The 18,912-nt window shown below is 43.8% G+C and carries 26 protein-coding genes; 21 read left to right on the top strand and 5 right to left on the bottom strand.

Annotated features, from left to right (window positions below; genetic code table 11):
* Nucleotides 1-10 precede the first annotated feature (10 nt).
* The 13 genes from C5Z26_RS06040 to C5Z26_RS05980 all read left to right on the top strand — a co-directional run bounded on the left by C5Z26_RS06040 (nt 11) and on the right by C5Z26_RS05980 (nt 9,790).
* Nucleotides 11-877, top strand: a complete 867-nt coding sequence (locus C5Z26_RS06040) for a DUF3737 family protein (RefSeq protein WP_105449080.1) — start codon at nt 11-13, stop codon at nt 875-877.
* Nucleotides 867-2,033, top strand: a complete 1,167-nt coding sequence (locus C5Z26_RS06035; protein WP_105449079.1) for a MalY/PatB family protein — start codon at nt 867-869, stop codon at nt 2,031-2,033. Before C5Z26_RS06040 ends, C5Z26_RS06035 begins: the two co-directional genes overlap by 11 nt.
* Nucleotides 2,034-2,163: 130 nt before the next feature.
* The gene (locus tag C5Z26_RS06030; protein ID WP_105449078.1) at nt 2,164-2,757 is read left to right on the top strand and encodes an NADPH-dependent F420 reductase; all 594 of its coding nucleotides are present in this window, start codon (nt 2,164-2,166) and stop codon (nt 2,755-2,757) included.
* A gap of 13 nt (nt 2,758-2,770) precedes the next feature.
* Nucleotides 2,771-3,754, top strand: coding sequence for a zinc-binding dehydrogenase (locus C5Z26_RS06025; protein ID WP_158682808.1), 984 nt, complete (start codon nt 2,771-2,773; stop codon nt 3,752-3,754).
* A 94-nt stretch (nt 3,755-3,848) separates the two neighbouring features.
* Nucleotides 3,849-4,421 carry a sugar O-acetyltransferase gene (locus tag C5Z26_RS06020; RefSeq protein ID WP_105449076.1) on the top strand — a complete coding sequence of 191 codons (573 nt, stop codon included), beginning with the start codon at nt 3,849-3,851 and terminating at the stop codon, nt 4,419-4,421.
* Nucleotides 4,422-4,443: 22 nt separating this feature from the next.
* On the top strand, nt 4,444-4,887 hold the full coding sequence (locus tag C5Z26_RS06015; protein WP_105449075.1) for a universal stress protein: 444 nt from the start codon (nt 4,444-4,446) through the stop codon (nt 4,885-4,887).
* 100 nt (nt 4,888-4,987) lie between these two features.
* On the top strand, nt 4,988-5,623 hold the full coding sequence (locus C5Z26_RS06010) for a histidine phosphatase family protein (RefSeq protein WP_105449074.1): 636 nt from the start codon (nt 4,988-4,990) through the stop codon (nt 5,621-5,623).
* A gap of 99 nt (nt 5,624-5,722) precedes the next feature.
* On the top strand, nt 5,723-6,025 hold the full coding sequence (locus C5Z26_RS06005) for a hypothetical protein (RefSeq protein WP_105449073.1): 303 nt from the start codon (nt 5,723-5,725) through the stop codon (nt 6,023-6,025).
* Between the two features lie 26 nt (nt 6,026-6,051).
* Nucleotides 6,052-6,306 (top strand): hypothetical protein, encoded by a 255-nt coding sequence (locus C5Z26_RS06000; RefSeq protein WP_105449072.1) that lies wholly within the window; start codon nt 6,052-6,054, stop codon nt 6,304-6,306.
* 125 nt (nt 6,307-6,431) lie between these two features.
* On the top strand, nt 6,432-6,893 hold the full coding sequence (locus C5Z26_RS05995; RefSeq protein ID WP_105449071.1) for a hypothetical protein: 462 nt from the start codon (nt 6,432-6,434) through the stop codon (nt 6,891-6,893).
* Between the two features lie 194 nt (nt 6,894-7,087).
* The gene (locus C5Z26_RS05990; RefSeq protein WP_105449070.1) at nt 7,088-7,900 is read left to right on the top strand and encodes an EAL domain-containing protein; all 813 of its coding nucleotides are present in this window, start codon (nt 7,088-7,090) and stop codon (nt 7,898-7,900) included.
* A gap of 14 nt (nt 7,901-7,914) precedes the next feature.
* The gene (locus C5Z26_RS05985) at nt 7,915-8,439 is read left to right on the top strand and encodes a hypothetical protein (RefSeq protein ID WP_105449069.1); all 525 of its coding nucleotides are present in this window, start codon (nt 7,915-7,917) and stop codon (nt 8,437-8,439) included.
* A 16-nt stretch (nt 8,440-8,455) separates the two neighbouring features.
* Nucleotides 8,456-9,790 carry a glycosyltransferase family 2 protein gene (locus C5Z26_RS05980; RefSeq protein WP_105449068.1) on the top strand — a complete coding sequence of 445 codons (1,335 nt, stop codon included), beginning with the start codon at nt 8,456-8,458 and terminating at the stop codon, nt 9,788-9,790.
* 79 nt (nt 9,791-9,869) lie between these two features.
* Here C5Z26_RS05980 and lepB read toward each other — a convergent pair whose 3' ends face one another.
* The gene (gene lepB / locus C5Z26_RS05975) at nt 9,870-10,484 is read right to left on the bottom strand and encodes a signal peptidase I (RefSeq protein WP_105449067.1); all 615 of its coding nucleotides are present in this window, start codon (nt 10,482-10,484) and stop codon (nt 9,870-9,872) included.
* A 186-nt stretch (nt 10,485-10,670) separates the two neighbouring features.
* On the opposite strand from lepB, the gene C5Z26_RS05970 reads away from it, so the two are divergent.
* The 5 genes from C5Z26_RS05970 to C5Z26_RS05950 all read left to right on the top strand — a co-directional run bounded on the left by C5Z26_RS05970 (nt 10,671) and on the right by C5Z26_RS05950 (nt 13,900).
* Complete coding sequence (locus tag C5Z26_RS05970) at nt 10,671-11,285, top strand: sugar O-acetyltransferase (RefSeq protein WP_105449066.1); 615 nt, start codon at nt 10,671-10,673, stop codon at nt 11,283-11,285.
* 242 nt (nt 11,286-11,527) lie between these two features.
* Entirely contained in the window at nt 11,528-12,763 is a 1,236-nt protein-coding gene (locus C5Z26_RS05965; protein ID WP_105449065.1) for an ArgE/DapE family deacylase, read from the top strand.
* 18 nt (nt 12,764-12,781) lie between these two features.
* On the top strand, nt 12,782-13,237 hold the full coding sequence (locus C5Z26_RS05960; protein WP_105449064.1) for a GtrA family protein: 456 nt from the start codon (nt 12,782-12,784) through the stop codon (nt 13,235-13,237).
* Between the two features lie 162 nt (nt 13,238-13,399).
* A complete protein-coding gene (locus C5Z26_RS05955) occupies nt 13,400-13,654 on the top strand; it encodes a GlsB/YeaQ/YmgE family stress response membrane protein (RefSeq protein ID WP_105449063.1) in 255 nt (84 codons plus the stop codon).
* 15 nt (nt 13,655-13,669) lie between these two features.
* Entirely contained in the window at nt 13,670-13,900 is a 231-nt protein-coding gene (locus C5Z26_RS05950) for a hypothetical protein (RefSeq protein ID WP_105449062.1), read from the top strand.
* Between the two features lie 118 nt (nt 13,901-14,018).
* Here the strand turns inward: C5Z26_RS05950 and C5Z26_RS05945 are convergent, their stop codons facing one another.
* Nucleotides 14,019-14,453: a MerR family transcriptional regulator gene (locus C5Z26_RS05945; protein WP_105449061.1), complete on the bottom strand. Its 435-nt coding sequence runs from the start codon at nt 14,451-14,453 to the stop codon at nt 14,019-14,021.
* 154 nt (nt 14,454-14,607) lie between these two features.
* Here C5Z26_RS05945 and C5Z26_RS05940 point away from each other — a divergent pair, with 154 nt between their 5' ends.
* Genes C5Z26_RS05940 through C5Z26_RS05930 form a run of 3 tightly spaced genes read left to right on the top strand, consistent with a single transcriptional unit; the run spans nt 14,608 to nt 16,105 of the window.
* Nucleotides 14,608-15,012 (top strand): cupin domain-containing protein, encoded by a 405-nt coding sequence (locus tag C5Z26_RS05940; protein ID WP_105449060.1) that lies wholly within the window; start codon nt 14,608-14,610, stop codon nt 15,010-15,012.
* A gap of 13 nt (nt 15,013-15,025) precedes the next feature.
* Complete coding sequence (locus tag C5Z26_RS05935) at nt 15,026-15,349, top strand: carboxymuconolactone decarboxylase family protein (protein WP_105449059.1); 324 nt, start codon at nt 15,026-15,028, stop codon at nt 15,347-15,349.
* A 12-nt stretch (nt 15,350-15,361) separates the two neighbouring features.
* A complete protein-coding gene (locus C5Z26_RS05930; RefSeq protein WP_105449058.1) occupies nt 15,362-16,105 on the top strand; it encodes an SDR family oxidoreductase in 744 nt (247 codons plus the stop codon).
* A 48-nt stretch (nt 16,106-16,153) separates the two neighbouring features.
* Here the strand turns inward: C5Z26_RS05930 and C5Z26_RS05925 are convergent, their stop codons facing one another.
* The 3 genes from C5Z26_RS05925 to C5Z26_RS05915 all read right to left on the bottom strand — a co-directional run bounded on the left by C5Z26_RS05925 (nt 16,154) and on the right by C5Z26_RS05915 (nt 18,827).
* A complete protein-coding gene (locus tag C5Z26_RS05925; protein WP_105449057.1) occupies nt 16,154-17,374 on the bottom strand; it encodes an ABC transporter permease in 1,221 nt (406 codons plus the stop codon).
* Nucleotides 17,367-18,266 (bottom strand): ABC transporter ATP-binding protein, encoded by a 900-nt coding sequence (locus C5Z26_RS05920; RefSeq protein WP_105449056.1) that lies wholly within the window; start codon nt 18,264-18,266, stop codon nt 17,367-17,369. The genes C5Z26_RS05925 and C5Z26_RS05920 overlap by 8 nt, the downstream gene beginning before the upstream one ends.
* Nucleotides 18,267-18,332: 66 nt before the next feature.
* Complete coding sequence (locus C5Z26_RS05915; RefSeq protein WP_105449055.1) at nt 18,333-18,827, bottom strand: methylated-DNA--[protein]-cysteine S-methyltransferase; 495 nt, start codon at nt 18,825-18,827, stop codon at nt 18,333-18,335.
* Nucleotides 18,828-18,912: the final 85 nt, after the last annotated feature.

Here is an 18,912-nt window from a genome sequence, read left to right as displayed (position 1 = left end):
TTTTAATAAAATGAAAACAATCAAACAACAACGATTAACGGGTGAACGCGCATTGTTCAAGGCGCATGATTTACACATTGAAAACAGTACTTTTGCAGCGGGCGAATCGCCACTCAAAGAAAGTCAACGGATCGAGTTAGTGCAGTCAATCTTTGAATGGAAATATCCATTGTGGTACAGCCAGCATGTCAAGGTGGATAACTCGATTTTTAAAGAAATGGGACGTTCTGGGATTTGGTATACCGATGACATTACGGTGACTAACAGTACCTTACAAGCACCCAAATTATTCCGGCGTGCTAGTCAAATTAAGTTAGATCACGTCCATTTTTCACACGCGGAGGAAACTTTATGGAACTGTCGTGATATTGAGATGACTTCAGTTCAGGCCGCCGGTGATTATTTTGGGATGAATAGTGAAAACATCAAAATAGACGGGCTCGACTTAGTTGGCAACTACGCCTTTGATGGCGCCAAAAATTTAGAAATTCATCACGCCACTTTGATGACGAAAGATGCTTTGTGGAATTGTGAAAATGTTACTGTTTATGATTCTAAAATCATTGGTGAGTATCTTGGGTGGAATTCTAAAAACGTGCGCTTGGTTAATTGTACGATTGAAAGTGACCAAGGCCTCTGTTACATTGATGGGCTTAAAATGGAAAACTGTACATTATTAAATACGGATTTAGCCTTTGAATACTGTCGTCAGATTGATGCTGAGATTGTCTCAACGATTGATAGTGTTAAAAATCCAATCAGTGGCCGGATTCAGGCGCCAGCTATCACAAAAATCATTATGGATGATCCCGCGATTGATCCCCATCAAACGGTGATTAGCGTGACAACGGAAAGTCGTGATCCCCATGCCATTTGACTTTGAAACGGTGATTGATCGCCGGCAGACTAATTCGGCTAAGTGGCACGTTAAGCCCAATGAATTACCGATGTGGATTGCGGATATGGACTTTAAAACTGCGCCGGCCATTACGGCGGCATTGAAAAAAAGAGCAGCATTTGGCATTTTTGGTTATGAAGAGATTCCAGCAGCGTATTATACGGCAGTCGCCAATTGGTGGGGGCAAGAACATCACTTTCAGTTGCCAACCGCTTGGCTATTATTTTGTACTGGTGTTGTGCCAGCGATTTCATCAATTGTGCGGAAAATGACGGCGGTTGGCGATAACATTCTGGTACAAGCGCCCGTATATAATATTTTTTATCATTCGATTGAAAATAACGGTCGTCATTCGGTTTCTAGTGATTTACAAAATCGCGCTGGGCAGTATCAAATTGACTTTGACGACTTAGCCCAAAAACTTGCCGATCCTTTGACAACGATGATGATTGTGTGCAACCCACATAATCCGATTGGTATTGTCTGGTCACGGGCGACACTGCAACGCATTGGCGAACTCTGTTTAAAGTATCATGTTTTATTATTGGCGGATGAAATTCATTGTGACTTAACCTTGAATGGCGCCCAATATACGCCGGTAGCGTCACTAACGGCACCGGTTGCGGCCAATAGTATCAGTTGTATTTCACCTAGCAAGACGTTCAATGTGGCGGCCTTGCATGCGGCGACCTTGGTGATTCCAGATGAGACGATCCGGGACCGTGTGAGCCGAGGCATCAACAATGATGAACTCGCTGAGCCCAATTCATTTGCGATTCCGGGTAGCATAGCTGCTTATCAAGAGGGGCATGCTTGGCTGGCCGCATTGCGGACCAAGATAGCGGCTAATCAACGGACGTTACAGACTTTTATTGCAGCGAATATCCCAACAATTACGGTTATTGAGGCGCAGGCCACTTACTTAATTTGGTTGGATATTAGTCAGCTAGCGACCGATGCCACCGAGTTAGCGACGTTTATTCGCCAACAGACGGGGTTATTTTTATCGGCCGGGGATGTGTATCGTGGCGATGGCAACCACTTTTTACGGTTGAATTTAGCCTGTCCGACGAGTGAATTAATGGATGGCTTACAGCGCTTGCAAGCAGGGATTATGGCGTATCAAGCTAAATAATTAGGTCGTACGTGGGACAAGTTAACTGTTGTCCCACGTTTTTTTGTGTCCAAAATGAAGCATGAAACTTCCATAAAAATCAACCTTCCACTAAAATGAAATTAAACGATGAAAACGGTGGGTGATGATAATGGAAATTGGGATTATTGGGGCTGGCACAGTCGGTACGGTGTTAGCACAAACTTTTGCACAACAGGCGCATCAAATTAAGTTAAGTCGGCGGCAAGGACCGGCAAGCTTGGCAGCTCGGCGCAAGGACTTCCCAGCCAATGTGCAATTTGTCACTGTCGCAACCGCTTTGCAGGCGCCGCTAGTCATTATTGCGGTGCCATTTGAACAAGCACCAGGGGTCTTAGCACAAGTGGCGGATTATCACCAACGGATCGTGGTCGATGTGACGAATCAATTCACGGCTGACTTCAAAAGAATTAAGACGGCACCGTTAACCGGCAGCGAAGTATTGGCGGCGGCCGCTAACAATGCCCGGGTGATTAAGGCATTCAACACGTTACCGCCTGAATTTATGACAGGTCAGGTAGCAGCGGGCGGTCGCCGCGTGCTATTCTATGCCGGGGACGATGTTGCAGCTAAAAAAGAATTTGCGGCCTTAGTGCGGCCATTGAATTTTCGGCCAGTTAATTTGGGCAAACTCCGTCATGGTGGCAGTGTCATGCAGGTTGGTGGCGGTTTAGGCAATACGCATTTTGTTCAGGTAGATGAATAGGGAGGACGATTATTTGCAAGCATGGGTGGTCACAATTTCAAATGAAAAAAAGTTAACTGATTTAAAGATAGCAACCGTCGCAAAGCCAATGCCAGCACCTGATGAGCTACAGGTTAAAGTGCACGCCGTTGGATTAAATCCAGTCGATTATAAAGTCGTCACCGGTGGTGGTGCCAATTGGCAGTATCCCCATGTGATTGGGATTGACGTGGCTGGAGACGTTAGCGCAGTTGGGTCAGCGGTAACGGGTTTTGCAGTCGGTGACCGGGTCTTTTATCATGGCGATTTACGGCGAAATGGGAGTTTGGCCGCGTATACGGTGACGCTCAGTACAAGTGTGGCGCATTTGCCAGCGGAGTTAAGCTATGTTCAAGGTGCGGCCATTTTATGTGCCAACTTAACGGCCTATCAAGCGTTATATCGAAAAGTGAACTTAAAGACGGCACACAGCGTCTTGATTCATGCGGGCGGAGGTGCCGTTGGCTTGGCGGCGTTACAATTGGCAAAGCTATTAGGCTTACAAACCATTACAACGGTTTCAGCGCGAAAACGAGCACTAGTTGACCAAATCGGTGCGGATACGGTGATTGATTATCAGCAAACGTCCGTCACGGCGGCTGTTTTAGAAGCAACGCAAGGCCGTGGTGTGGATATCAGTCTGAATACAATCGGTGGTGCTGAACTCGCTGCGGATACTGAACGGATGGCTTATAATGGTCAGATTGTTGCTATTGGTGACGGGTATCCAGAACAGGTTGAGCTAGATGACCGGGCGCTGTCATTAATTCGGTCCAGCTTAGGTGGGGTTTACCGGTCAAAAGATGGGTTACAAATTCATGATTTGGCGGTGATGGCGCATGATGTTGGTCAGCTCGTTGTGGCCGGTAAGTTAGCCCCCATGATTGATACGGTACAACCATTTTCAGCGGCTGCGACGGCATTACAACAATTGCAAGCTGGAGAAAATGTTGGTAAGTTGGTTATTAATCTTGATTAGCCGGGGTCAAATGAGCGAAGTCTGCGGGTTAACATACAGCAAGTTCGGTCAGTGTGGTATGCTTAATGTATCTTAATATTAAAGGAAGTTCAGCATGGAAATCGATAATGATCCAGCGTATCAAAAAATGATCAACGGTGAACTGTATCTAGAATCACCACTCTTATTAGCCCGACGGAATTTTGTTCGGACCCAAATTATGACCTATAACCAGCTTGCTGATAATGACCAACGCAATGATGGAATGCGCAAGCTTTTACGTTCAGTGGGAGATCGCTTTTTCGTTGAACCCACATTTGAATTTAGTTACGGTGTGAACATCACAATTGGAAACCATTTTTATGCGAACCATGGTGTGACGATTTGTGATGAAGGGGTCGTTAAGATTGGGAATGATTGTAAGTTTGGACCGAAAGTCGGGTTGTATACCCCAGTTCATCCGTTAGATCCAACGGTACGTCGGACCGAAGCTGAACGAACCGCACCAATTACCATTGGTAATGATGTGTGGATCGGTGGTAGTGCCATGGTCTTGCCAGGTGTAACGTTAGGCAATAACGTGGTTGTTGGTGCAGGCGCAGTGGTTACCCATTCATTTCCAGATAACGTGGTTGTCGTGGGGAACCCAGCCCGTATTTTAAAAGAAAATAAACCAGCGGCTAAGTAAGCTTACAAAATGGGGGATTACCATGTCAGAAATGAGTCCTAAAGAATTTAAACATATTTTAGTGGGCGTTGATGATTCAGATGATGCCCAATTAGCCTTTCGCTATGCGATTAATCGGGCTAAAACAGATGGTGCAAAGTTAACCATTGTTTCAATTTTGGAACAAGATAACATGAATGTTTATGAAGCGATGAGTAAAGATTTTATTCATGGTCAGCGGGCCGACTTGGAGCACCATGTGTTACAGTACGAGAAGTTAGCCCGTCAATTTGGGGTGGCCGATGTTAACACGGTCGTTGATGAAGGTGATCCTGGCGAAACCATCGTCAAGGATATTATTCCAGCCCTTAAACCAGATTTGTTGGTGATTGGCTCAATCTCAAAACAGGGTGTGCGTAAATATTTCGGTTCGCAAGCGGCCTATATGGCGAAGCATGCGCCGATTTCAGTACTAGTTGTCCGATAGTCAACTTTAAAACTAGGTTTAAAAAAGCGGGGAAGCCAGCCAGGCGCCCCGTTTTTATGCTATTATTGAGAAATATAAAACTAACGGAAGAGGTCCGCATATGAAAAATATCACTTTATACCTGGTCGTCACCGGCACCACTTATTTTAACCAACTTGATCGTTTTCAAGGTTGGAGCGGGACGCCGTTAACTACCGCTGGGCAACAAACCAGTCAGACCGTTGGGCAACATTTAAAAACGGTAAAATTTGATACCGCGTTTGCAAGTGATACGAGCCGTGGCGCCCAAACTGGTCAAGCTATCTTGGCTGCGCAGTCAGCTGCCCCTAAGTTACAATTAAAAGCGGCGTTACGATCGCCATTTTATGGTGGCTTTGAAGGGTTTGAACAATCTGCCGTGTGGTCTGGCTTTGCGACTAAGTTAGGTTATCCTAGTGTGGAAGCTTTTGAGGCTGACCAGACGCCAACTGAAATTCAGAATTTGATTCATGACCATGATGCCGATGGGTTAGCCGAAAACGGCTTAGAATTCTGGCAACGTTATAAAGCCGGCTTGGATCAAGTGACCGCCGCTACCCCCAACCACGGCAGTGCATTAGTGATCATTGATAGTTTTGCGTTACGGACGTTCTTAGCGCAAACAACAGAAGTTCAGCCAACTGCGCAACGGTTGGCCAATAGTGCGGTGACAATCTTGTCACAAGTTGGGGATCAATTCACATTAGCCGCTAATTAGTTATCCCCAGTGGATAACTTTGGCGAGTTGAGTCGCCTGTGGATAAGTATTAAAGTTAAAAGTAACCCATTAAATTTATTAAAATAGGAGTCTTTAAAGATGCAAGTATATGTTGTAACGAGTGTAGTTGCCGGTCAAACGACGGTGGCTCCAAAGGCGATGCAAGCCTTTATTACCGCTTTAAGTGAACAATTAGGATCGAAGTATACGGTGACCTTGGATACTGATTATGGGCAGACCTTTCAAGCCCCAACCCCAGCAGTCTATCTGGTTTATTTTGGGTCACAAGCCAATTTAACGGCGGAACAACGTCAAAAAATGATTATTTACTATGCGGATGACGATGTGGATAACTGTCAGACTGGGCGTTTTGTGGATATGTTACAACAACTCAATAAATAAGTTATCAACAGGTGGAGGTCAGCGTCTTGAACTTATTAACCTTAGGTGGCATTGCCATTGTGTTAGTTATTTTAGAAGAATTCGTATTTTCAGCAAGTCGTTATTTTTGGGTTGGCGGGATTGCCCCCGTGTTGTGGACCATCTTCTTAGCATATGTCGTAATTGTGGCGGCAGCGAACTTAACAGTGGTGGACTATACGTTAGTGATTATTGCGGTGATTGCACCGTATGTGTGTTGGGGAAATGGTTTCCAGCGGCGAGCGAACCGCCGGCAATCGTAGCTTGCATGCAAAAAGTTATCAACGGGCGGGCACACTTGTGCTGTGGATAACCCACAAAATTTATTTCTTGCGGGTATCACCGTGGCAAAGTGTGTCGTAACTGATTAAGAAAGTAGGCGTTAGCAATGTGGCGAGCCGGTAATTTAATAAGTAGTTGGTTTTTAGGCGCCATTGCCGTTTTCATCATCATGGTGGGGACCGCACGTCAAGAAGTCAGTCGAATTGTGCTGGAATTTAATCCATTAGTGATTTATAGCATTATTTGTGCGTTAATCTTATTTCCAATTGTAAAGTATCGTTGGGTGAAGGTCTTTAAAGTGTGGCGGAAGACCCCTAAAGCGATGCCGGAAACGCGGCCTGATGAGGATCAAATCATTCAGGATTCAGGGCGGCCGTGGTCAATTACCACTAAGCGGACGAAACCTAAGCCGGTACCGACCGCACTAACGCCTCAAGTTGAGGCTAAGAGCGACTTTATGGATGATTTCATTAATTTTTTTAAGAACATTTTGATGGCCTTAATCCTAGTGCCACTTAGTCCGATTGTGTGTGGCTATTTCTGGGTGAAAGACCGGCGTACCAACTGATAATAATGGTGTGAAGCGTTTGGGCGACTGCCAAACGCTTTTTTTATGCATAAGTAATAACAGCATAAATAATGATTTAACTGATAGGAGTCGATTAGGTTGAAATGGATTAATCTAAAGCCTATACTTTAGTCTGATATGAATTGTTGGCAGGCTTAACTACTAATGATTAGTAACCGATAGGGACTGATGAAATGGCATTAGCGCGACTAGAACAATATTTGTTATGGATCACGCTAATGATGGCGATTATTTTTGTGGTGACTATCATTGTTTACTATTGGTATTCACGTAAGAGTTCTAATAATTATCTAGAAAATGATGAGATTGAGTTGCGCTATTTCATTCAAAAACAAGTCGATTATCATGGAAATGTTTCTGGTTATGAATGTTTGTTACGGCAACATGATCCAGATGGGTCGTGGTCGTTACCGAAAAAATTAGATTCATTACCCTTACAACGGGTCATTTTTTTATTAGATGATACCTTTCAGGCGTTGCCGACGGAACCAATCACGCTGTCCATTAATTTAGAATACGATCAGATTATAAGTCCAGAATTTCATTATTTTGTCCGCTGGGCGATTTCTAAGATTGATCCGATGAAGTTAGCGATTGAATATACACCGCAATTTCAACCACAACGGATTAATAAGTCCTTGCTGCGCCGGCGGGTTCATGAAGCTCGGCAGTACGGGATGTCATTTGGCATTGATAACGTGGGGTCCAGTCTGAGTAACTTGAAAAGTATTGAGTGGTTATTAAAAGATGTGGATTCGTTGAAGTGTTCGATGCGTAGTTTTCGAAAAGACGATCCCTCGGTCTGGCTGGACCTTAACTTACAGTTTTGGAACAAATTATCTAAAGATAATCAAATCGATCTCATCTTAATGGGGATTGAAGATGAAGCGGACGAAAAGTTAGCGGAGCAATTAAAGATTGATATCCGGCAAGGGTATTTGTTCGGCCGACCGATTAATCCGAAGGCCACTAAAACGTCATCGTGAGGTAGATGTATCTGATGCAACAAACAAAATCAACGAAGCAGACCGAAGCTGCCCGCCAACAACTATATACCGATGCTTATTTTGAAAAGGGCCATTGGGGCCTAAAAATTTGGCAAACCTTGGTTGCTTTAATCGGCTGGGCGGCGGTCATTATTCCCATCACCATTACGATTATTTCATTTTGGTCGACATATGACCGGCGGATTCCCCAAATCTGGTCCTACCAAGAGGGTATTTTTGAGATCAAGTTTATTGGGATTTTATTGCTATTCTCGTTTGTATTAACCGCGTTGTTTGCCGTTAGTATGACGATTATTCAAAATCGGAAGCGTAATCGGGTGGTTGAACAATGGCCTACCTTTAATCCAATTAATCAAAACAAGCGAAAAAAAGCCTTGGCCGCTTTTATGGATGAGCGTTTTGGTGACGCTGAATCACGTGAAAAAACACGTTATTATCAAGTTAAACCGGAACAAAATCTGGATACCAATCAGATTCAGGCTTTGTATGATGACCAAGATATTAATGATTTAGATTAAGGGAGGTCGGTCCGGCATGTTCAATCTATTTATTGATCATATTTTTGAAGCCTCCCTGGGTCAAACTATTTTAAATATTTGTTTATTGATTTTATGCTTATATCCCGTAGTGGGGTCTTTTTTTTGGTTTGCAGGGGCGTTGTCGTACCGATATCTAAAGACGAATAAACGGGATGATAATTGGACGCCGATTCCAGTAGCGGTACAACCGATGATTACGATTATGATTCCGGCGCACAATGAAGAAGTCATGATTGAAGAAACTATTACTTATTTATTTGAAGAATTGAACTATCAAAATTTTGAAGTTTTAGTGATGAATGATGGTTCAACTGACCAAACGGGCGCCATTATTCAACGCCTCCAAGCTAAATATACCCGGTTACGAACCGTTGAAATCGTTAAGAATAAAGGGAAGGCCCATGCTTTTAATATTGGCATGTATTTTGCCAAGGGCGATTATATTTTAAGTAATGATGCGGATACGATTCCTGAAAAGGATGCGCTCATGAAGTATATGAACTTCTTTGTGCATGACCGTGATATGAATACGTCGGCCGTAACGGCCAATATGGATGTTCAAAATCGAACAAAATTATTAGGAAAATCGCAAACGGTGGAATTTTCGAGTATTGTGGGCGTTATTAAGCGTAGCCAAACATCGGTGAACGATTCCATGTATGCCTACAGTGGTGCTAATACGTTGTATAAAAAGAGTTTTTTGATTGATGTTGGGGGCTTTCGGCAAAACCGTGCGACTGAAGATATTAGTATTGCTTGGGACCATCAGATGGTCGGCGCCGTGCCGCGCTTTGCCCCAAACATTGTCTTCCATATGAACGTTCCAGAAACGATTCATGATCTCTATAAACAACGTAAACGCTGGGCGCAGGGGGGCACTGAAGTCTGGTTAACGAACATTAAAAAGTTTTTGTTTCATCCAATTCAACGGCGGTATCAGATTTCAATGTTTGTTGATTCAACTTTGTCGATTGTCTGGTCATTTTTCTTTTTGATCACCACCGTCCTATTTATTCTGCTAATGGGGTATTTCTTAGTTACGGGCAATTTTGAACGGGTGTTTCATGGAATCATGATGTCGTTTATTTTCGTGACGTTTGAACTGTTTGCGGGTTTTATGCAGTTGATTGCGGCATTATTATTAGATCATCGTGGCGCTAAATTGAAATATTTGATTTTTGCGCCCCTCTACATGCTGTTCTACTGGGCGATTAATCCGATTACGGTTGTGACGACCTTTATTCCAGCCCTAAAAACGATTCTAGGCTTTGGTTCGGGAACTTGGGTTAGTCCGGAACGTAAATCTTTACAAAATAAACCAAAAAAATAATCGCAGCAAGAAGTCATAACATCAACTTCTTGTTGCGATTATTTGGTAGTGGGCATCAAAGTTGCCCCACGTTTATTCTTTACGGTTGATAACTATTAATATATTGACGCCGATTCTGCCAAGGCCAAGCCTTGACGACCCCAATCATCTTGTTCTTAGGAACGAGCCCCCAGTAACGACTGTCACTAGAGACGCTGCGGTGATCGCCTAAGACGAAATAATAACCTTTGGGGACTTTATTGGTCGTGACAGGCTTCTGCCAGCCTTGATCATGGCTCAAGCTAGTTAAGGTCCAGCCGGTCACTTGGCTGTGTTTGTTAGCCATAAAGGAGCCTGTGGTTTGTTGATAGGTATTCTTTAAATAGGTTTGTTTGACCAACTTGTTATTGACATAAAGTTTCCCCGTACTGGAATAACGAATAGTATCGCCAGGCATCCCAATGACCCGCTTGACGTAAACAGTGTTTTTAGTGGCATCATCCCCGAGTCCGTAGGCATTGAAGACGACGACAGCGCCAGCCTTAACTTGGCTCGTTTTAAAGGCAATCACCCGTTCGTTGTTTTGCAGATTAGGTTGCATGGAACTCCCGTCGACGCGAACCATCGTGAACCAAAATTGTCGAATCAGCAGTGCTAAGCCCAACCCAATTAGGACTGGTAACACCCAACTCATAATATTCTTAACTGATTTCATAGTATTTGACTCCCTTAAGTGTGTGTATAAGTCTTATTATATACGAAGTGGTGGTTTTTTTAGCATAAAAAAACTTAAAAGTTAAGTGAATTAGGCATGTGATGAACCGGATTGAAGTTGTAATCGCTGTCATTATCTGGTTAACTTTAGATAGTCAGGACTTTAAGTAATGGAGGACTAATAAAAATGAAATCACAAAAAGCACGAATGTTAGCGGGCGAGTTATATATTGCGCAAGACCCGCAACTTAGTCAGGAAAGCCGTCATGGTAAGCGGTTGGCCCGTATCTATAGTCAAACAACGGAAGCCGAAGGGGCCTACCGCCAAGAATTATTAACTGCCTTATTCAAAAAGATTGGTCCCAATGGCTATATTGAACCGCCGTTCCATACGGATTACGGGACCAATACCACGATTGGTAAGAACTTTTATGCTAATTACGATGCCATTTTTGTTGATTGTGGCCCAATTACGATTGGTGATAATGTCTTCATGGGGCCGCGGGTCGGGTTATACACTGCGGGGCATCCAATTGATCCAGTGATTCGGCGTGAACAGTATGAATACGGGCGAGCAATTACGATTGGTCATGATGTTTGGATTGGCGGCAATGTCGTGATTAATCCGGGCGTCACGATTGGTGATAATGTGGTGATTGGGTCTGGTTCGATTGTCACCAAATCGATTCCGGATAATGTGGTCGCCGTGGGCAATCCTTGTCGGGTTCTCCGCCCAATTACTGCCGCTGACCAAAGCGCTTGGCAACAACAAAAAGCCGCTTATTTAGCCGATCAAGATTAAATCGATTCAATTTACGTTGACACAACTCGTTTTAGCGAAAAAAGTAATGGCAAAAAATTGAATTTTTTATAATGACTGAGATGCGACGTAAGGTTGATATAGCAGCGATGCCAGCGTTTGAACGGTGGCTAACTAAACGTAGGGACTTGCACGGTAGTAAAAAAAGTGCTGTAATCAAACTAATGAGTAAGTTGTGGGTGTCAGTTTATCGACAACTAAAATTTAGATAGGGTGGAATCAACATGAATGAAGCAGTCGAAGCCTTAAGCGCAATCGTTAAAATGAACACGGTTAATGGCAATGAAAAACAAGTTGCGGACTATTTAGCGCAACTTTTAAATCAACATGGAATTGCAACAAAATTAATTGACTATGGGCCGAAGCGGACGAGTTTAGTTGCAGAAATTGGTGACGGCCATGGTCCGGTAGTTGGATTTGATGGTCACGAAGATACGGTTGCCTTAGGGGACACGTCGAAGTGGACGGGGAGTCCTTTGTCGGCGGTTGTTAAAGATAATAAGTTGTTTGGCCGGGGCGTAACGGATATGAAAGCTGGTCTCATGGCGGGGGTCTTAGCCATGATTAACTTAAAAGAAGCTAATGTGCCATTGCATGGGACTTTGCGGCTGATGGCGACGGTTGGTGAAGAAAACGGGCATTTAGGCGCTGAACAATTAGTTGAACAAGGGTATGCAGATGACTTGCAGACCTTAATTGTGGGCGAACCAAGTGGCGCTGATAAACGACTTTTAAGTCAAAAACCGATTCAGGCCATGCTCGGTGTTGATGCAGCGACAGCGGCAAAAATGGCGGCGGCTAATCCAACCACGGAACAACATTTTATTGAATTAGCCCACAAAGGGTCACTTACTTATACCGTGCATGCTAAAGGGGTAGCTGCCCATAGCTCGATGCCAACGATTGGTAAGAATGCGATTGAGATGTTAATGACGTTCTATCAAGAACAACAGGCTTATTTTGATCGCTTTAAGACGGTGGTTAATCCGGTCTTAGGTGCGACGATTCCAGTGGTTACCTTAATTAAGGGTGGCGAGCAGATCAACACGGTGCCCGCCAGTGCTGAGTTATCAATGAAAGTCCGGACGATTCCAGAGTTGCGTAACGATAAGATTATTGCGAAGTTGGAACAAATTATTGCGGATTGTAATCAACACGGGGCGGCGTTAACCTTAGAGATTCAAAGCAGTTTCTATCCAGTGCATACGCCTGAAAATGCGACCCTAGTTCAGGTTGCTAAACAAATTGGTGAAGCCGTCTTGACCCAAGCGTTACCTTACTTCGGCGCGCCCGGTGGTACGGATGCTTCGTCATATATTGTTAAAAACCCTGCAATGGAAATCATCGTCTTTGGACCTGGTAACATTACTGCGCATCAAGTGAATGAATATGTTGATTTAGATATGTATCAACGGTTCATTAAGTTATACGAACAATTAATCACGAAACTATTACAGTAATGAGAGGTAGAATCAGCGATGGCAGATAAAGATTTAAAACACGCACCTCATACCGAAGCCGAGTTTGAAGAGGAACTCGAAGCTGTTGAAGAAAAAGCTAATAATGAGCTACAACTCTATGCGCTCTGGGGCGTTATTACAGTTGTCTTTAACGTGGTGTTATTCTACGTGCTCTATCATATGTTTGGGATTGAATACCAACTTGCGAACTTAATTGATTGGTTTTTGAGTGTTTTATTCTCATTCATCGTGAATAAAATGTTTGTGTTCCAACACAAAACGGTTAGTTTGACTAAGGAAGTGGCAACCTTTTATGGTACCCGGGTGGCGACTTACTTCATTGAAGCCTTGATTTTATGGATCGGGATTTCACTGATGGGTGTCAATGGCACCATGACTAAAATTATCGGCCATGGGATTGCCCTTGTCGCTAATTATTTCTTGTCTAAATGGTTAGTCTTCAAAAAGGATTAAATCAAGTAAACACAAAAAGTTAGGGGCAGTGGTGACAAGCCATTGTGCCTAACTTTTTTGTATTTGTAAGTGGATGAGCAAATCGGTTGAAACTAAAATAGCTTATGGTTATCATAATGTTATTCAGAAAGTGTTAACTTTCAAAAAGAAAGGGTGAGTGCGATGTTTGGTTGGTTATGGTCATTAATTGTTGGTGGTATCATTGGCGCATTAGCGGGTGCAATTACGAGTCGCGACGTTCCGGCGGGGATTTTTGGGAATATTGTTGCTGGATTAGTTGGGGCTTGGATTGGCCAAGCATTGTTAGGCACCTGGGGACCATCATTAGCAGGGATGGCGTTAGTGCCGTCAATCTTAGGTGCCGTGATTTTAGTCTTGATTGTTTCAGCGGTGTTCGGTATGCGCAAAAAACGGTAAGGATGGTGGCTAGCGATGAGTCGTACGACCAAAGCATTAGTGTTCATAGTCGGGTTGGTTCTCTTACTCATGGCCCTGTTTGAGATTGGTCAGAGCTATCCAATCCCAATCGTTACCGCATGGTTTTCACTCATGACCTTGGATTATCCGGTTATATTTGGATTGATCACGGTCATTGCTGCGGCCATTGTCGGGCTTGTTGGCGGGAGTATGGTGCTGGTTAGCGTTTTTAGAAAGCCACGATAAACGGTCAGGATAGCCGCTTAATACGGCAGTCTTAGTAAAATGCAGTGAATTAATTAAAAAAGTGCTGACTAAGCCTAATTCAGAGGTCTTAGTTAGCACTTTAATTTTTGGTATTCAATTATTCTTGATGACCGAACCGGTTGAGATAAGTTTCAAAGCTTTCGTGATCGGTCGTCACCCCAGCTTCTTTCTCTTCGTACCAATTAATCTTATCATTTAGAATCTGTAAGTGATGTTGGACTTCATTAAACTGAACTAGAAAGTCATTTTTTACTTTTTGCAGTAATGCCCGCCGTTGTGGAATTGTCGCATCGCCTTGTGCCCGCCAAATCACGTATTGCTTTAGTTCACTAATACTCATACCGGTACCTTTTAGATGTAATAAGAATTTGACCCAGTTAATATCTGCCGGTTCATAATAACGCCGCCCGTTGGCTAAACGGTGCGGTTCAATTAAGCCCTCATTTTCGTAATATCGTAAAGTTGGTGCGGTTAAGCCAACTTTTTTGGCAAAATCACCAATTGAATAGTGGAGGAGCATTTCAGTTGCCATAATTAGCCTGCTTTCTTCAAGTTACTTTAAGCATGATGATACCACGAAAAATTAATTTAACAAGTTTAGACTTTGTGGTTGACTTAAAGTGTACTTTAAGTTCTATACTGATGACATTGTAAAAGTTAAGCAACTATTCAGGAGGAAATTAAAAATGACAACAACGGATAAGAGCGGTGTATTTGGACTAGGTGAAAAGAACGACGCCTATCAACAATACTTTATTGGGCAAAGTTACTTACAAGGATTAGCAGTTGCCGATGATAATGTGGATGTGACCGTCGCTAATGTGACTTTTGAACCAGGGTGTCGCAATGACTGGCATATTCATCATGATGGATTCCAGATTTTGTTGGTCACGAGTGGTGAAGGCTGGTATCAAGAAGCTGGTAAGCCCGCTCAATTATTACATGCTGGTGATGCCGTTACGATTCATGAAGGGGTTAAGCATTGGCATGGCGCCACTAAAGACAGCTGGTTTGCCCACGTTGCAATTACAAAGGGGACTAGCGAATGGTTAGAAAAAGTTGACGATGCGACGTACAACCAATTAGGTTAAGGAGGAAATAACGATGGCGAAAAAACAAACAGCAGGTCGCGATAACTTAGGAGAATTTGCCCCTAAGTTCGCTGCTTTAAATGATGATGTTTTATTTGGTGAAGTTTGGTCCCGGGAATCCGAATTAAGTTTGCACAATCGGAGTATGATTACGATTGCGAGCTTAATGACTAGTGGGAGTTTTCCACAATTAAAAGCACATTTACAGATGGGCAAACAAAATGGTTTGACGAAGGATGAAGTTGTGGAAGAAATCACCCATTTGGCTTTTTATGCCGGTTGGGCTAAAGCGTGGTCAGCAATGGGGTTAGCACAAGAAGTTTTTGGTGAAGACTAAGGAGGTCAATTAATGGCAATTAAAGATAAAGTGGTCGTAATTACGGGGGCATCATCGGGTATCGGTGAAGCAACTGCCAAGTTATTAGCGCAACATGGCGCGAAAGTCGTCTTGGGCGCACGACGTGAAGCCCGGTTACAAGCAATTGTTCAAGCAATTGAAGCTGCGGGTGGGCAAGCGGTCTATCAGGTGACCGATGTGACTGATAAAGCGGCAGTTCAGGCTTTAGTTGACTTAGCGCAAACTAAGTTCGGTGGCCTAGATGTGATTTTTAATAATGCTGGTATTATGCCGTCATCGCCAATTAGTGCCTTGCATACGGATGAATGGGATGCCATGATTGACATTAATATTAAGGGTGTCTTGAATGGGGTGGCCGCTGTAATGCCAATTTTTACAGCCCAAAAGCATGGTCAAATTATTACGACCTCATCAGTTGCGGGGATTAAAAACTTTGCTGGCGCTGGTGTCTATGGGGCGACAAAGTATGCGGTACGTAACTTAATGGAAGTTATCCGCATGGAAAGTGCCCAAGAAGGCACCAATATTCGAACGGCAACCTTGTATCCAGCTGCGATTAATACGGAGTTATTGGATACGATTACGGATGCAGAAACGAAGCAAGGGATGACAGCCTTTTACCAACAAGTTGGAATTAGTCCGCAAGCCATTGCCAACGTGGTCAATTTTGCGGTTGATCAACCTGCTGAAGTGAACGTCAGTGAATTTACAATCTATCCAACCAAGCAAGCCTAAGTAATAGCTAAAACCGAGTCTGGAAAAATTCCAGGCTCGGTTTTTTGTTTATTTTAAATGTAAGCCCCGTTTTAGATTGCCCCAAAAGCCGAGTTCATCCGTTTGTAGCATCAAGCCACCGTAGACTTTACCGATATACCACATACTGCCAATCACGGTTAGCAATAGCAGGGCTAAGGATAAGCTAGCAGCTGGTAATGTTGCCGTCGCATTAATGAGCCGTAACGGCATGAGGTAAGATGAGAAAAAGGGAACGTATGAAAAGATGGTGACAAATGGGTTGGTCGGATTGTTTTGAAAAGCCATCGCAGTGAAAAAAGTGAGTAGATTCAGATAGATCACAGGTTGCGAGGCTTTACCGGCATCTTCAACACGGGTCACTAAAGCGCCGCAAAAAGCTGAAACTACAGTATATAAGAGCACCGCAGCGAGTGCAAAAATCAAGTTGATGGAGAGTAGATTATGCAGGACTTGCGTGATAATTGGCGCATATTGTGTCCACCAAGTGGCGAGCAGTGGGCTGTGGGGCACAAGTTGTAAGATGACAGCCCCACCAATGAGATAGACCAGTAGTTGCGTCAAAATCATCAATAAAACGCCATAGACTTTGCCATTAAAGTAGCGTCGGGGGGTGGTACTTGAAAAAATGACTTCCATGATTTTAGTGCCTTTTTCAGCCGCAATTTCTTGAGCCGTAATTGACGAATAGGTTGTCAAAATTAAGTAAACAAAGAACACTAAGAGATAAAATGAAATTGTTTTGGCGGTCTTGTCAGCGGCCGTCTTTTTTTGAAGATGCTGTTTCAATTGTGGTTGCAGTGCTAAAGCTCGCCTTTGTTGGGTGGTTAAGTGCGCCTGTTGTTGATTCAAAAGGGCTTGTTGCCTGCTTAACCAACGTTGCAGTTGCGCCTGATTGGAACTGGCTAAGGCGCTCGGACCGTGAAAAGTGGCGACTAATTGGTGTTGAGCAGTTTGTTGCAATACGAGATAACCACTGATGTCATTTTTATAAGTGGCCGTTTGAGCGGCTTTAATGGTGGCGTAATGGGCCGTTGTCGTGACTTGATTAGTTTTTAAAAGAGCCGTCCGAAGCGTTGGATTTGAACTGATGACGGCAATTTCGTGACTACCACGATTAGGTGCCGAAACGTAGGTAATCCCAAAGGTTAGGCCCATAAATAAGAACGGCATCAAAATTAACATTAAAAAACTCCACGATTTGGTTTGGCGGAGAAAAGTTTCACTGGTGACAATCCAAGTTTTATTCATGAGTGACCTCGCCTGCTTCTGTTCGGAAAATTTCATCTAGTGTTGGTGGTTGCTGACTGAATTCCGGCATATAATGGCCGGCAGTCAGGGCGTCAAAAATAGCCGGTCCAGCGGCTGCGCTTGCTAATTGTAGCCGGTAACGCCCAGGCGTTAAGGGAGTAACAGTGTCAACACCAGTTAGGGTGGCTAATTGGGTTGCGGACCAATCTGTGGTGACAAATAACCGCGTCCGACCGAATTGATTGCGGATTGCAGCAACCGAGCCCTTTAAAACGACTTGTCCGTCACGCAACATGACTAAGGTATCACAGATTTCCTCGACGTTGGTCATGTCATGACTGGAGAAAATAATAGTGGCGCCGTTTTGCTTGGCCGTAATGATGGCTTGTTTTAATAAGTCGGCATTAACTGGATCTAAGCCACTAAAGGGTTCATCGAGAATAATTAACTGGGGATTATGAATCAAGGTACTGATTAATTGGACTTTCTGTTGATTACCTTTGGAGAGCCGACTAATTTTATCAGTTGGCTGCCCTTTAACGGCAAACCGGGTCATCCAAGGGGCAATTTGGGCTTTGGTCACTTTAGCAGGTTGGCTTTTTAAGCGTGCCAAATAAACCAGTTGCTGAGTAATTGTTAGCTTGGGCATCAGACTCCGTTCTTCTGGTAAATAACCGATGTGATCATAGTCACTGGTATTTAACGGCCGTCCATTCCAAGTAATTTGACCGTCAAATTTGAGAAAGTTTAAGATACTATGAAAAGTAGTTGATTTACCAGCGCCATTTTGTCCAATTAAGCCCATGATTTCCCCGTCATGAACTGTAAATGAAACGTCGGTTAAGGCCTTAACGGTACCGAACTGCTTACTAATATGTGCGACCGATAGCATGCTGTTGCCCCCAATAAGTTTGAATACATTAATCATGGCATAGTTTATAACGGGTTGCAATTAGAATCAAGACGGTCTTTTTTCTAAGGCTAATAAGGCGCGTTTCATGGGTAAGCCACCACGGTAACCACCAAGTTGACCGTCTTGGCGAATGACTCGGTGACAAGGCACAAAGATTAGCAACGGGTTACGCCCAACCGCTGAGGCAATGGCCCGGACGGCGGTGGGGCGGTTTAAGCTATGTGCAAGTTGGGTGTAGCTCCAAGTCTGACCATAAGGAATGGTGCGCAGCGCTTGCCAGACTTGCTGTTGAAAAGGGGTGCCGTAGCTAACATCTAAGGGACAAGTAAAGGTGGTCTGTTTACCAGTTAAGTAAGCCGTTAGGGCCCGGATTGCTGCTTGATTGGCGGTTGGCACAACTCGGGCTGTGGCAGCCGGAAAGAAAGTTTGCCATTCATTGGCAGGACCATCGGCGCGACCGATGAAGGCAACGCCAATGGGGGTACTGCCAACTAGGTAGTGGTGTGACGTAATGGTTGCGACAGTTAGCGTTAATTGCATGGTAGAGCCTCCTGATTTTGATAACGTAGCGTCAGTATAGCAGAAGTCACGCCAAAAAAGTTTCGTTATCTTGCTTTTTAATCTG

This window comes from Lactobacillus sp. CBA3606, assembly GCF_002970935.1.
Taxonomy (GTDB): domain Bacteria; phylum Bacillota; class Bacilli; order Lactobacillales; family Lactobacillaceae; genus Lactiplantibacillus.
This window is presented reverse-complemented; position numbering and strand designations above follow the sequence as displayed.